Below are 12,650 nucleotides of genomic sequence, written 5' to 3'. Positions count from 1 at the left end.
ACGCCGGCACAGCCCGAGCAGATTTAAAGGAGAGCCTGAAAAACCGGAATTCATGAAGTATTTACGGAGTGCGTTCTGTCGCAGCAACAGGCAACACATTGTTTATGGCATTCGCACGGGCTTAAGCTGCATGTGCAGACCGGTCGCCGCGGGCAGATCGGTACCGGGCAACAGATCGGCCAGCGAAAAACCATCAAGGTGCGACATAAAGCTCTGCAGGGCACCGCCCAGCACATCGGCGAGGCGGCACTGGCCCTGAAGCATGCACTGGTTTCCGCTCGCGAAACACTCGACCAGCGCGAAGTCCGGTTCAATGCTGCGTACCACCGCACCCAGGTTGATGTCTCCCGGCGCGTGAGCCAGGCGCATGCCGCCGCCCTTTCCGCGAACGGTCGCTATCCAGCCCTGCAGTCCGAGCTGGTGCGTGACTTTCATCAGGTGTGCTTCCGAGATGACATGAGCCTGGGCGATCTCCGAGATGGTGCACAGGCGTTCGGGTCGTTGCGCCACGTACATGAGCAGGCGTAAAGCGTAGTCGGTCATCGTTGTCAGTCGCATGGACAAGCTCCGGTCATTGCGGCGGGTGCGGGCGCACCGGGATCTTTCCGGCATTGGGAGCTGGCGTTGCAGCCTGGTCGCTGCGCGGACGGATCAACATCGGAAAGAATCGCCACAAATAAAGGGCAAAGGCCAGCATCCAGCTGCCGGCGGAAGCGTGCAAAGCGCCGGATGCCAGCCCAGTGGGCAGCAGCGCGAAAAGGCGAAAGGCAGCGGCGGTGATTACAAGCCCATAGCAGCATACGACGAGCCAGTCCGCGCGCAGGGGCCGCCCCAGATGACCCAATGCCGTGCGCGTCACCATGCCCATGATCAGCACCGACAACCCCGCCACGCCGATCACATGCGCCGGCCAGGCAGCGCGCAGTATGAACCCCGCTGCATGCGCGCCTGCCACAAGCAAGCCCAAACCGAGGGCGGCGTAGCCAACATAGAGGATCCAGAGCAACGGCACGCGCCGCACTGCAACGGGCTTCCAGCCCCATAACTGCACCAGGGCGATCACGCCCGCAACGGACAGGAACAGCGCCGTTGCACCCGCCCAGCCCAGCAGGCCGCAACCAATGGCAAGGCCACCCGCAACCAGCTGCCAATGGCCGGTACGCGTGTGCATCGGAATCTGCAGGCCAGGGACCGCACGCATCGCGAAAAACGGGATCACTCGCCGCGCCACGAGCAGAGCGATGACCGCCATGCACTGCAGACCGGTGTTGAAGTAATGCATGAGCAGTGCATGGTCGCCCTGCCACGCCGCCCACTGAAACAGGGCATGGGCCAGGCCAAGCGCAAGTACCAGCAACGGCACCCCATAGTTGCGCCGGTTACGCGTCCCGTAAATGGCACGACCCAGAGACAGGGCTGACCAGACGAAGAACAGAAGCTCGCTGGTCGCGGCCAGCGCGAAGGCTGTAGTGCCGGGTACGAGATAAGCTGTCCTTGCCAGAACCCAGAGCAGACACAGGCCGCCGAGCGCCGGCCCCTTGAGCGGATTGATCCCCGTCCAGTTGCTGCCCGCCGTGAGCAGGAAGCCTGTCGCGATGGTGGCGATGAACCCCCAGAGCATTTCATGCGCATGCCAGATGACGCCCGTGAGGGAGCCACCCAGCCACTGGGGCGCGAATACCCAGAGCGCCACCGACACGACGGCCCAGAAGCAGCCGGCCAGGTACAGCGGCCGGAAGCCCAGTTCAAGAAAGGCGGCCCATTGGGGGGCACTAGGCTTCGGCATCCCGGGCTCCCGGATCTGCAGCAACTCAGCCACCGGCAAGCTCCGTGGGCACGGCGTCAGGATCGCGGCTGATCTGATAGCCCATCCACAGGCTTTGCGCGATGCGCTCCGCCGTCGCACAGGCCAGCCCGCTCATCGCCTGATTGGACTGCGCCGCCGCATTCTCCCGGAACAGCCGCAACCATCGCTGAAACAGCGCGGCCGAGAGACCCGGCAGTGCAGCATGCCTGGGCATGGGCGCACTCGAGAACCTGCCGGATCGCCTGAGGATGGACGACCAGAAATCCACCAGCTTCGCCAGATGGAGGTTCCAGTCATTGACATGGGCGTTAAAGATCGGCCCCAGCACTTCGTCCTGACGGACGTTTGCATAGAACGCGTGCACGAGGGTGTAGACCTCGGCCTCGGTGCAAAGGCCGGGTCCGGGCGTAGCGCCCTGAGGCATTGAAGATGTCGTCATATTCATAAGATGTATTGTAAATAGATCTTATGAAGACTTCCTTTATTGCTGCACCGCCTTTGATGCGCATCAAACTCAGGGTGCCTTGAATCCCAGACCTGCGAGCAAGTTCATACAAACAGCCCGGTTGTTCCCGGTCATTAAATGACCGGGAGCAGCCCTCTCACTCCCATTCAATCGTCGCAGGCGGCTTGCTGCTGACGTCGTAGGTCACGCGGTTGATGCCGCGCACTTCGTTGATGATGCGGCTCGACACCTTCTTGAGCAGCGCATAGGGCAACTCGGCCCAGTCTGCAGTCATGAAGTCGCTGGTCTGCACGGCGCGCAGGGCAACCACATAGTCGTAGGTGCGGCCATCGCCCATCACGCCCACGCTCTTGACCGGTAAAAACACGGTGAAAGCCTGGCTGGTGAGGTCGTACCAGGTCTTGCCGGATTCGTCCTTGAAGTTGCGAAGTTCTTCGATAAAGATGGCATCGGCGCGGCGCAGCAGGTCGGCGTATTCCTTTTTGACTTCGCCGAGGATGCGCACGCCCAGGCCCGGGCCGGGAAAGGGGTGGCGGTAGACCATGTCGTGCGGCAGGCCGAGGGCGACACCGAGCTCGCGCACTTCGTCCTTGAACAGTTCGCGCAGCGGCTCGAGCAGCTTGAGACCCAACTGCTCCGGCAGGCCGCCGACGTTGTGGTGGCTCTTGATGGTGACGGCCTTCTTGCTTTTGGCGCCGCCAGACTCGATCACATCGGGGTAAATCGTGCCCTGGGCCAGCCACTTCGCACCTTTGTGCCCGCCGGTACCGGCTTTCAGTTTGGCAGCCTCGGCCTTGAAGACCTCGACAAATTCACGTCCGATGATCTTGCGTTTGGCTTCCGGTTCGCTCACGCCGGCCAGATGGCCGAGGAACTGGTCTGCAGCATCCACACGAATGACTTTCGCGTGCAGCTTGCCCACAAACATCTCCATGACCATGTCGCCTTCATCGAGGCGCAGCAGGCCGTGGTCGACAAACACGCAGGTCAGCTGGTCGCCGATGGCGCGATGAATCAGCGCGGCTGCAACCGATGAATCGACACCGCCGGACAGGCCCAGAATGACTTCTTCATCGCCCACCTGCGCGCGGATTTTTTCAACCGCCTCGCTGATGTAGTCGCCCATGATCCAGTCCTGACGCGTGCCGCAGATGTCCAGCACAAAGCGCTTGAGGATGGCGTTGCCCTGCTTGGTGTGCGTGACTTCCGGGTGGAACTGCACGGCGTAGAAACGCCGCTCTTCATCGGCCATGCCAGCAATCGGGCAGGAATCGGTCGAGGCCATGAGCTTGAAGCCGGGCGGCATTTCGGTGACCTTGTCGCCGTGGCTCATCCAGACGTCGAGCATGCCCTGCCCTTCGGGCGTGGTGTAGTCGGCAATGTCTTTGAGCAGGGCAGTGTGGCCGCGCGCGCGAACATCGGCCGAGCCGAACTCGCGCTTGTGGCCGCTTTCGACCTTGCCGCCCAGCTGGTGCGCCATGGTCTGCATGCCGTAGCAGATGCCCAGCACGGGGATGCCCAGATCGAATACGGCGGCTGGCGCCTTGTCTGTCGTGTCCTCATACACGCTGGCATGGCTGCCGGAGAGGATGACGCCCTTGAGCGTGCCGTCTTTCGCGTATTCACGCACCCAGTCGTCGCTGACGTCGCAGGGGTGAACTTCACAAAACACATGGGCATCGCGCACGCGGCGTGCGATGAGCTGGGTGACCTGTGAGCCGAAATCGAGGATGAGGATTTTCTGGTGCTGCATTGATTTATTCAGTCGCTACCCGGGGCCTAAAACGAAGCGTCAATTTTCCGACGGGCCGCCCCTAGGAAAATTAGCCCCCTCGGGGGGCAGCGCAGTACACGAAGTGACAAGCGTGGGGGCTCAGTCAGCCCGGTAGTTGGGGGCTTCTTTGGTGATCTGTACGTCGTGCACATGGCTCTCGCGAATGCCGGCGGAAGTGATTTCCACGAACTCCGCCCTGTCGCGCATGTCTTCAATCGTCGGGCAACCGCAGTAGCCCATGCTGGCACGCAGGCCGCCGGCCATCTGATAAATGATGGCGACCATGGAGCCCTTGTAGGGCACCCGGCCTTCAATACCTTCGGGCACCAGCTTGTCGGCATTCGGGTTGCCGGTGGTCGATTCCTGGAAGTAGCGGTCGGCACTGCCCTGCTGCATGGCGCCAATGCTGCCCATGCCGCGGTAGCTCTTGTAGCTGCGGCCCTGGAACAAAATCACCTCGCCGGGCGCTTCTTCAGTGCCGGCAAACATGCCGCCCATCATCACGGTGTTGGCGCCAGCGGCAATCGCCTTGGCGATGTCACCGCTGTAGCGGATGCCGCCGTCGCCAATCAATGGCACGCCGGTGCCGCGCAGCGCGGTGGCCACGTTGTCGATGGCCATGATTTGCGGCACACCCACACCCGCGACGATGCGGGTGGTGCAAATGCTGCCGGGGCCTATGCCGACCTTGACGCCGTCTGCGCCGGCTTCAACCAGGGCCAGCGCTGCAGCGCCGGTGGCGATGTTGCCGCCTATGACGTCGATGTGCGGGTAGTTCTGTTTGACCCAGCGCACGCGGTCAATCACGCCCTTGCTGTGGCCGTGGGCGGTATCGACCACGATGGCGTCGACGCCGGCCCTGACCAGCGCCTCGACGCGCTCTTCGGTGCCCTCGCCCACGCCGACTGCAGCACCCACGCGCAGCTGGCCGCGCGCATCACGCGCCGCATTGGGAAAGGTGGTCTGTTTGGTGATGTCCTTGACGGTGATCAGGCCCTTGAGCTCATCATTGTCATTGACCAGCAGCACGCGTTCAAGGCGGTGCTTGTTGAGCAGTGCCTTGGCTTCTTCAAGCGAGGCGGTTTCCGAGATGGTGATCAGGCGCTCACGCGGCGTCATGATGGTGCTGACAGGTACATCCATGCGCGACTCGAAGCGCATGTCACGGCCGGTGACGATGCCGACCACCCTGCCGCCGTCGATGACGGGGAAGCCCGAGATGCCGAGCTGCTCGCTCAGCGCCATGACCTGGCGCACCGTGTGCGTGGGGGTGATGACGACCGGGTCACGCAGCACGCCGCTCTCGTAGCGTTTGACTTTGGCGACTTCAGCGGCCTGCTGCTGGGGCGTGAAGTTCTTGTGGACTATGCCGATACCGCCTTCCTGGGCGATGGATATCGCCAGCCGGGCCTCGGTGACGGTGTCCATGGCTGCCGACACGAGCGGCAGGTTCAGGCGGATATTGCGGGAAAACTGGGTGGAAAGTGAGGTGTCCTTGGGCAGGACCTGGGAGAACGCTGGCACCAACAATACGTCGTCGAAGGTGAGCGCTTTGCCGAGTAGGCGCATAGGGATGGCTCCAAAAACACGATTGTACCCTTGCGCCCGGACCGGTCCGTACTAACCCTGAGGGCAACCCCTCAGCTTGTGAAGGCATGTAAGCTTGCGGCATTTCGTGCGCTTTGTTGCCATCCAAACCATGGGCTGCGACGTTAAACTGGGCAGATGAAAGTCACAAAGCTCCTGAAAACCCTCGTTCTGGCCCTTGCAGCCGGATCTTTCACCGTTGCAGCCGTGGCCCAGTGGCAATGGCTGGACAAGGACGGCCGCAAGGTATTCAGCGACCGCTCGCCGCCCGGTGACATTCCCGAAAAAAGCATTCTGAAGCGGCCTCCGGGCTCGGCGGCGCGCGCTGTACCGGCAGCGGAGGCAGCCGATGCAGCCGCGCAAGGGGGCGGCGCAACGGCGGCGGCGCCCAAAGCCAGCGCCCCCAAACTGTCCGGCCGCGACACCGAGCTCGAAGCGCGCAAGAAGAAAGCCGAAGAAGAAGAAAACGCCAAAAAGAAGGCTGACGAGGAAAAGACCAACAAGGCCAGGCTTGAAAACTGCGCCCGCGCCAAAACTGCCATGACCACGCTGCAGTCAGGTGTGCGCGTCTCGTCACTCAATGCAAACGGCGAACGTGAGGTGTTTGATGACGCCAGGCGTGCTGCGGAAACAAAGCGGATTCAGGACATCATCGACTCAAGCTGCAAAGGCGGGCTGTAAGGCCCTCTCGCCAAAGCCGGCTTCAGTAACCTGCCTTGCCCCCGGCCCGGGTTGACGAAAAAAGCCCGGCGCGCTTGATGCCCTGCTTGTTGAAGCGTTCCCGGCGGGCAACTTTCGGGTCCACCCTCAGGCCGCGATAAACCTCTACCTGATCCCTGTCTTGCAATACCTGCGCCGGGTCGCAGCGCCTGCCCCATACGCCGACCAGCAGGGGCATTGATTCGAGACCGGGAAATTCGTCGAAAAGGCCTGAGCTTTTCAACGCATCTGCGACGGTGCTGCCTGCCGCCATGTCCAGCGGCCACGCCCTCACCTCTTTGGGTGCAGGTGAATAGACAAGGACAATCTTCAGCATCGCCTCCCGTTCAGGGTTCACCGTAGACTTCACCGGCACGCTTGACAAAGGCATCGACCAGGCTGCCTGCGATCTTGTCGAACACCGGGCCGACCAGCGCCGCCAGCGCGGCGTTGTCGAAGTCATAACCCAGCGTGAAATCAATCTTGCAGGCGCGCTCTTCAGCCTTGCCAACGGGTTTGAACTCCCACTGGCCGTCGAGTTTGGAAAATGGCCCGTCCACCAGCCTGAGCGAAACCTTGCTGTCCTTGACGTGGGTGTTGCGGGTGGTGAAGCTTTGTTTGATGCCCGCCATGGACAGACCGATTTTGGCCGTCATGCCGCTGGCGTCTTCCTCGATGATCGTGCTCTCGTCACACCAGGGCAAAAACTCGGGGTAGCTGGCCACATCGGTGACGAGGGAGAACATTTCTGCAGCGCTGTACCAGATGAGGACGGACTTGTGGACTGTTTTCATACAATAGAGAGTTGGGCGCAATTGTATAAGTCACTGTACTTTTCAATGGGCGCCCATATCTTCACCTTATGGCCACCAAAGAAGCATCACCCTCCAAGAAGTCCGACGCCGTATCGTCCGGGAAATCCAGAAACAATCGGCCTGCGAATGTGTCACCCAAAGCCGCGGCGGCTGCCGTGCGCATTGCCGACAACAAGAAGGCGATGTTCAACTACCACATTGAAGAGCGCTTCGAGGCGGGCATGGTGCTGGAAGGCTGGGAAGTCAAGTCCCTGCGCGAAGGCAAGGTGCAGCTGACCGACGGCTATGTGGTCATCCGCAATGGCGAGCTTTTCATCATCGGCTGCCAGATCAACCCGCTGGGCACCGCCTCGACCCACATCAGGCCGGACTCGGTGCGGACCAAAAAGCTGCTCATGCACAAGGACGAGATCCGCCGCCTGATAGGCAAGATCGAGCAGAAGGGCTACACCCTGGTGCCGCTCAACCTGCACTGGAAGGCGGGCAAGGTCAAATGTGACGTGGGCCTGGCCAAGGGCAAGGGCGAGCACGACAAGCGCGACACCATCAAGGACCGCGAAGGCAAGCGCGAGGTTGAACGCGCGATGAAAAACAATCGCCGGTAATGACCCCCACGCAGGTTTTTGGGGTCAGAGTCCAAATTCGCCGAGCCTTCGGCTCGCCCCAAGGGTGCAGTGCTTTGCACTGAAGCGAAATTGGCGTCTGACCCCAATAACCTGCTGCCCCCAGAGGGGGCCGCTGCGCCTGCGGCCTGGCGAAGCCAGTTCCGCGGCCCCTGCTTGCGAAGCCACGCTCGCTTTCCCTATTTCCGTTCGTCCTGAGCCTGTCGAAGGTTCCCGCAGGGAGTCGCCTGCGGTTTTATTTTCCAAATCATGGAATAAACCAGTCACGGCCGGTGTTTATCCCGGTACAGGCCCCTTCAGGCCTGCCACCGACAGACAACACCCGCCAACCACCTGACCGGAGATTTCCATGAAGCTGCTGCACAAACTGCTCCCCCTTACCGTCCTGACGGCGGCCCTGCTGGGCGGCTGCGCCTCCATGGCCGACAACGGCCCAGCCAAGGTCACCGACGGCATGCTGGTCGGCCCCAACGGCATGACGCTTTATGTCTTTGACCGCGATACCGCCGGCAGCGGCAAGTCGGTCTGCAACGGCCCCTGCGCCACCAACTGGCCGCCGCTGATGGCAGCGGACGCGGACAAGGCCATGGGCGACTACATGGTCATCACGCGCGACGACGGCAAAAAACAGTGGGCCATCAAAGGCAAGCCACTGTATTACTGGGCCAAGGACAGCAAGCCGGGCGACAAGACCGGCGACAACTTCATGAACATCTGGCACGTCGCCAGGCCCTGAGTCCAGCAACAGGCGCTGGTCATGCAGGTCGCCATGCGCTGGTCAGAAAGTGTCAGGGACTGGTTGTCCGCGCTGCGGACATCCCCCCGGCCACCGGGCTTCACACAGTCAGTCGAGCCTATCAAACAACTGATGTTGCAGTGCCTGGACGTCCCACGGGACGGGCGGCTGACAGATGACGACCGCTTGCGGCTGCGCATCCGGATGTGCGACGATGTACTGACGCTTTGGTACATGCGCAGTGAGCTGATGCGGGTTTTTTCTGCCCGCTTCGGTGAGCGGGAGGCCAGCCTGCAACTTGCAAAAATCAGCGCGCTTTTTGAAGGGCTGCTGCCTGCCGGGCTGGCAATGAACCACGTACACCGGCATAAACCTCACTCAACGGGCAGGACATGACGGACTTCCCCCTCACGGACTACATTCCCGGGCTCAGGCGTTACGCACGCTCACTGACTGGCGACGCGTGGAAGGCCGATGACCTGGTGCAGGACACCCTTGAGCGCGCCTGTTCCAAATGGCGGCTGTGGGTGGTCGGCAGCGATCTGCGCGCCTGGCTGTTTACCTTGATGCACAACGTTTATGTGAACCAGGTGCGCAGTGCCGTGCGCCAATCTTCAGCAGGAGTAGCTGTTGCTGTTGATGACGTTGAGCACGAGCTGGTCGCGCCCGAAGCTGGCGATGCACAGGCGATAGACCTGCAGCGCTGCCTGCTGCGCCTGCCCGAAGAACAGCGTGTGGTGCTGCTGCTGGTCAGCCTGGAGGACCTCTCGTATGAAGAAGTTGCCAAAATCACCGGCGTGCCGGTGGGCACGGTGATGTCGCGCCTGTCGCGCGCCCGCAGCCGGCTGCGCGAGCTGATGGACAACCCGGCCACCCCTGCCCTGCCCGCGCAGGCCGCCTCTCCTGCCGTGTTGCGGCGAATGAAATAAGGGCCTGAAGATCATGGACAAGAACGACGACTTCCTTCACGACCGTATCAACGCGCTGGTCGATAGCCGCCTGAAACCTGACGAGCAGGCCAAAGCGATAGCCCAATTGGGCGGCGATGCCGACGCACTGGACACCCTGCACGCATGGCAGGCGCAGCGCGAATCCCTGCGTGCCCTGCACCGCCCGCTGCTTGACGAGGCCATCCCCGACGCACTGCTGGCAGCCGCAAGACGCGGCCGGCAAAGCCGCCAGCAGCTTGACCAGTGGTGGCGCTGGGGCGGCATGGCTGCGGCCGTCACGCTGGCTTTCGGCGTGGGCTGGTTGTCCCATGGCCAGCTTTCAAATACCCCGGCGCAACTGATGGCTGCCGGCAAGGCGCCGCAGGGGTTTATTCACCAGGCGTCGCTGGCCCATGCCGTGTATTCCCCTGAAGTGCGGCATCCGGTTGAAGTCACTGCCGCGCAGCAGGAGCATCTGGTGCAGTGGCTGTCAAAACGCGTGGGCAAGCCGCTCAAGGTACCGGTGCTGGCCAGCCAGGGTTATGAACTGGTCGGTGGGCGGCTGCTGCCCGGCGAAGGTGGCGCGCGGGCGCAGTTCATGTTCCAGAATCAGGCAGGTCTGCGCCTGACGCTGTATCTCGGTTCGGTGGACGGCAACCCGGCAAAGCCAGGTACGGCAACGGCAACACCACCGGCCGAAAAGCCGAACAGCCAGGAAACCGCCTTCCGCTACAGCGCTGACGGGCCTGTGCCCTCGTTTTACTGGGTCGAGCAGGGTTTTGGTTATGCGCTCAGCGGGCCCGTGTCAAAAGAGGAGCTGATGAAACTGGCCCAGTTGGTGTATCAGCAGCTTTGATGTACGACGGGGCTGAAATGCCTGTTTGTTAATATAGAACTTAACAATGTTAACTTCCATATTAACAATTTGAGCCCAAACAGCCTTTTGAACGTCTTGAAGGCTCAAAAAACCCCAAAAAAAACATCAAATCTGGCTACAGCCCTTTAAATACGGGCGTAAGCAGCTATTGAAATAATAGCAAATCAGGTGCCAAGCGCACGCAGCGGGTGCTCCGCTACCGCCCACGGGCTCACAAAAAACGCGTCGGCCATGCCAGGCTTGACGTCTTCTATGCGCTCAGGGTTCCACTTGGGCGAATAGTCCTTGTCGACCGCCAGCGCACGAATGCCTTCGACGGTTTCGCTGGCCACGCCGGGCCGGTGGTGAAAGCACTGGTACACCATGTCGCGCTCCATGCGCAGGTCGTCGGCCAGGCTCATGCCGCGGGCGCGGCGGATCTGCTCCAGCGTGACGTGCAGCATCAGCGGTGAGCGTTTGCGCAGGATGCCGGCGACCTTGGCTGCCCAGGCATCGTCTTTCGCTTTTTCGAGTGCATCGACGATGTGCTTGACGCGCAGCAGCGAGAAAAAGCTGTCGATGTGCGCGGTATCGGCCTTGCCGCGAGCCGCATCGGCAGGCAACTCTTTGGCAATCCACGCATGGGCAGCTTCAGCCGACGCAAAGTTCTGGCTGGCCAGCGACTCCCAGATGGCGGGCAGTTGTGCGGCATCGCGTTTGATGTCGGCCAGACCAAAACCAATCGCTTCTGCAGCACCAATCACCTCGCCCGTCAGGGCCAGGTATTCGCCTGCGTGGCCGGGGCAACGGCTCAAAAAGTAACCGCCGCCTACGTCCGGGAACAGGCCGATGTTGGTCTCGGGCATGGCCATCTTCGTGTGCTCGGTCACGATGCGGACCGCCGCTCCTTGTGAAAGACCCATGCCGCCGCCCATGACGATGCCGTCCATAAAGGCGATGAAAGGCTTGGGGTAGGTCTGTATCAGGTGGTTGAGGCTGTATTCGTCGGTGAAGAAGTCTTCAAGTGCGATATCACCAGCCAGCGCGGCCTGGTGGAAAAAGCGAATGTCGCCGCCTGCGCAAAAGCCGCCAAACAGGGCCTCTGGGCTGCCGGGCTGGCCTTTCTTGTTGGTGCCGCGAATGGCCACCAGCTTGACGTCAGGATCGTCACGCCAGGCCACAAGCGCAGCCGTCAGGTCCCGCACCATCTGCAGGCTGAGCGCATTGAGCGCCTTGGGCCGGTTCAGCGTCAGCAGGCCAGCGCTGCCCCGGCGTTCAGCGATGACGTCGCTTTTGTTTTCCGTATTCGGTGCTTGTTCGCTCATGACTTTTGTCTCCATCCAATCAATTCATTCGCTATCAGGGCAGTGATGACCAGTGCACCACCACTTAAAACACTGGCGCCCGGCACCTCACCCGCACCCAGCCAGGCGAGCAGGATGCCAAAGATAACCTCCAGCAGCGCCAGCAAGGCCACTTCAGGTGCTTTCAGCACCCCGGCGCACAGCACCGACAGCACACAGGGTATCGCCAGTTGCACCAGGCCCAGCAAGGCCAGCAGGCCGAGGTCATGCTGGGTAGCTGAAAACGGCAGCGACAGCGGCAAGGTGGCCAGCGATGAAATCACGGCACCCACCAGCACCGCAGGCACCAGGTCGATATTCTCGCCATGCGCACGGCTGTGCTGCACCACCGTCCAGTTGGTGGCGCTGGCCAGCGGTACCAGCAACGCGACCAGCGTGCCGCCCAGGTGCTGCGAAAGATCGGCTTGCGCGCCGTACATCCAGGCGATGCCAGCACCGGCCATGGCAATCGCCAGCCAGGTGCGCGGCGCGATACGGTGACCGACAAACACACGTGCCAGCAATGCCGTGATGAAGGGGCTGATGGCCATCGTGACCAGCACGTTGGCCACGGTTGTCATCGTGAGCGCCACCATGAAGGCGGTGAACATCACGCTCCAGCAAGCACCCGACAACCACAGGTAAGGGCCGGCGTTGCGGATTTTCGAGAACACCGCCCTGCCCTGAAACATCGGCAATATGATCAGCAGCGACAGCACGGTAAAAAAGCTGCGCCAGAAAGTGACCTCGAAACTGCGCGCCGATTCCAGCTGCCGCGTCACCACACCCGCAATCGACCACATCAGGGTCACCAGGACCATGAGGGCGACGGCTTTGGCGTGGGTGAGTTTCATCAGCGTAATAGGCCTTCAAGGAAGAGCTTCGACAAGCTCGGCCCGAACGGAGAGGAAATTACTGCCCACAAGCGAAGCGAGGCCTTTGCAAGCAGAGCCGCGGGACTGGCTCCGCCAGACCGCAGGCGAACGGCCCCCTCGGGGGGCAGAGAGCTACACGA

Annotated in this window: 15 protein-coding genes; 6 read left to right on the top strand and 9 right to left on the bottom strand. The window is 61.7% G+C overall.

Features of this window, described 5'->3' with window-relative positions:
- Nucleotides 1–102: 102 nt before the first annotated feature.
- The 5 genes from HYX42_RS02675 to guaB form a co-directional block, all read right to left on the bottom strand.
- Nucleotides 103–558 carry an Rrf2 family transcriptional regulator gene (locus tag HYX42_RS02675; protein WP_293399212.1) on the bottom strand — a complete coding sequence of 152 codons (456 nt, stop codon included), beginning with the start codon at nucleotides 556–558 and terminating at the stop codon, nucleotides 103–105.
- Between the two features lie 13 nt (nucleotides 559–571).
- The gene (locus tag HYX42_RS02670) at nucleotides 572–1,819 is read right to left on the bottom strand and encodes an NnrS family protein (RefSeq protein WP_293399210.1); all 1,248 of its coding nucleotides are present in this window, start codon (nucleotides 1,817–1,819) and stop codon (nucleotides 572–574) included.
- Nucleotides 1,812–2,246, bottom strand: a complete 435-nt coding sequence (locus HYX42_RS02665; RefSeq protein WP_293399208.1) for a group III truncated hemoglobin — start codon at nucleotides 2,244–2,246, stop codon at nucleotides 1,812–1,814. The genes HYX42_RS02670 and HYX42_RS02665 overlap by 8 nt, the downstream gene beginning before the upstream one ends.
- 163 nt (nucleotides 2,247–2,409) lie before the next feature.
- Nucleotides 2,410–4,026 carry a glutamine-hydrolyzing GMP synthase gene (guaA, locus tag HYX42_RS02660; protein WP_293399205.1) on the bottom strand — a complete coding sequence of 539 codons (1,617 nt, stop codon included), beginning with the start codon at nucleotides 4,024–4,026 and terminating at the stop codon, nucleotides 2,410–2,412.
- Nucleotides 4,027–4,146: 120 nt separating this feature from the next.
- A complete protein-coding gene (gene guaB / locus HYX42_RS02655; RefSeq protein WP_293399203.1) occupies nucleotides 4,147–5,616 on the bottom strand; it encodes an IMP dehydrogenase in 1,470 nt (489 codons plus the stop codon).
- Between the two features lie 156 nt (nucleotides 5,617–5,772).
- Between guaB and HYX42_RS02650 the strand changes: the two genes are divergently transcribed.
- Entirely contained in the window at nucleotides 5,773–6,315 is a 543-nt protein-coding gene (locus tag HYX42_RS02650) for a DUF4124 domain-containing protein (protein WP_293399201.1), read from the top strand.
- Nucleotides 6,316–6,337: 22 nt separating this feature from the next.
- Here HYX42_RS02650 and HYX42_RS02645 read toward each other — a convergent pair whose 3' ends face one another.
- Nucleotides 6,338–6,670, bottom strand: a complete 333-nt coding sequence (locus tag HYX42_RS02645) for an RnfH family protein (RefSeq protein ID WP_293399199.1) — start codon at nucleotides 6,668–6,670, stop codon at nucleotides 6,338–6,340.
- Nucleotides 6,671–6,680: 10 nt separating this feature from the next.
- On the bottom strand, nucleotides 6,681–7,127 hold the full coding sequence (locus tag HYX42_RS02640) for a type II toxin-antitoxin system RatA family toxin (protein WP_293399197.1): 447 nt from the start codon (nucleotides 7,125–7,127) through the stop codon (nucleotides 6,681–6,683).
- Between the two features lie 68 nt (nucleotides 7,128–7,195).
- Between HYX42_RS02640 and smpB the strand changes: the two genes are divergently transcribed.
- The 5 genes from smpB to HYX42_RS02615 all read left to right on the top strand — a co-directional run bounded on the left by smpB (nucleotide 7,196) and on the right by HYX42_RS02615 (nucleotide 10,292).
- Complete coding sequence (gene smpB, locus HYX42_RS02635; protein WP_293399195.1) at nucleotides 7,196–7,753, top strand: SsrA-binding protein SmpB; 558 nt, start codon at nucleotides 7,196–7,198, stop codon at nucleotides 7,751–7,753.
- A 436-nt stretch (nucleotides 7,754–8,189) separates the two neighbouring features.
- Entirely contained in the window at nucleotides 8,190–8,507 is a 318-nt protein-coding gene (locus HYX42_RS02630) for a hypothetical protein (protein WP_293400010.1), read from the top strand.
- A gap of 21 nt (nucleotides 8,508–8,528) precedes the next feature.
- Complete coding sequence (locus HYX42_RS02625; protein WP_293399192.1) at nucleotides 8,529–8,903, top strand: hypothetical protein; 375 nt, start codon at nucleotides 8,529–8,531, stop codon at nucleotides 8,901–8,903.
- On the top strand, nucleotides 8,900–9,436 hold the full coding sequence (locus HYX42_RS02620) for an RNA polymerase sigma factor (protein WP_293399190.1): 537 nt from the start codon (nucleotides 8,900–8,902) through the stop codon (nucleotides 9,434–9,436). The genes HYX42_RS02625 and HYX42_RS02620 overlap by 4 nt, the downstream gene beginning before the upstream one ends.
- Nucleotides 9,437–9,449: 13 nt before the next feature.
- Nucleotides 9,450–10,292 carry an anti-sigma factor gene (locus HYX42_RS02615; RefSeq protein WP_293399187.1) on the top strand — a complete coding sequence of 281 codons (843 nt, stop codon included), beginning with the start codon at nucleotides 9,450–9,452 and terminating at the stop codon, nucleotides 10,290–10,292.
- 185 nt (nucleotides 10,293–10,477) lie between these two features.
- Here HYX42_RS02615 and HYX42_RS02610 read toward each other — a convergent pair whose 3' ends face one another.
- Both HYX42_RS02610 and HYX42_RS02605 read right to left on the bottom strand, forming a co-directional pair.
- On the bottom strand, nucleotides 10,478–11,617 hold the full coding sequence (locus HYX42_RS02610) for an enoyl-CoA hydratase/isomerase family protein (protein ID WP_293399185.1): 1,140 nt from the start codon (nucleotides 11,615–11,617) through the stop codon (nucleotides 10,478–10,480).
- The gene (locus HYX42_RS02605; RefSeq protein WP_293399182.1) at nucleotides 11,614–12,489 is read right to left on the bottom strand and encodes a DMT family transporter; all 876 of its coding nucleotides are present in this window, start codon (nucleotides 12,487–12,489) and stop codon (nucleotides 11,614–11,616) included. The genes HYX42_RS02610 and HYX42_RS02605 overlap by 4 nt, the downstream gene beginning before the upstream one ends.
- Nucleotides 12,490–12,650 lie beyond the last annotated feature (161 nt).

Origin of the sequence: Polaromonas sp., assembly GCF_016185115.1 — a bacterium.
In the GTDB taxonomy this organism is placed as follows: domain Bacteria; phylum Pseudomonadota; class Gammaproteobacteria; order Burkholderiales; family Burkholderiaceae_C; genus Polaromonas.
Note: the sequence above shows the minus strand (reverse complement) of the source record. Positions and strands in the feature narration are given on the sequence as shown.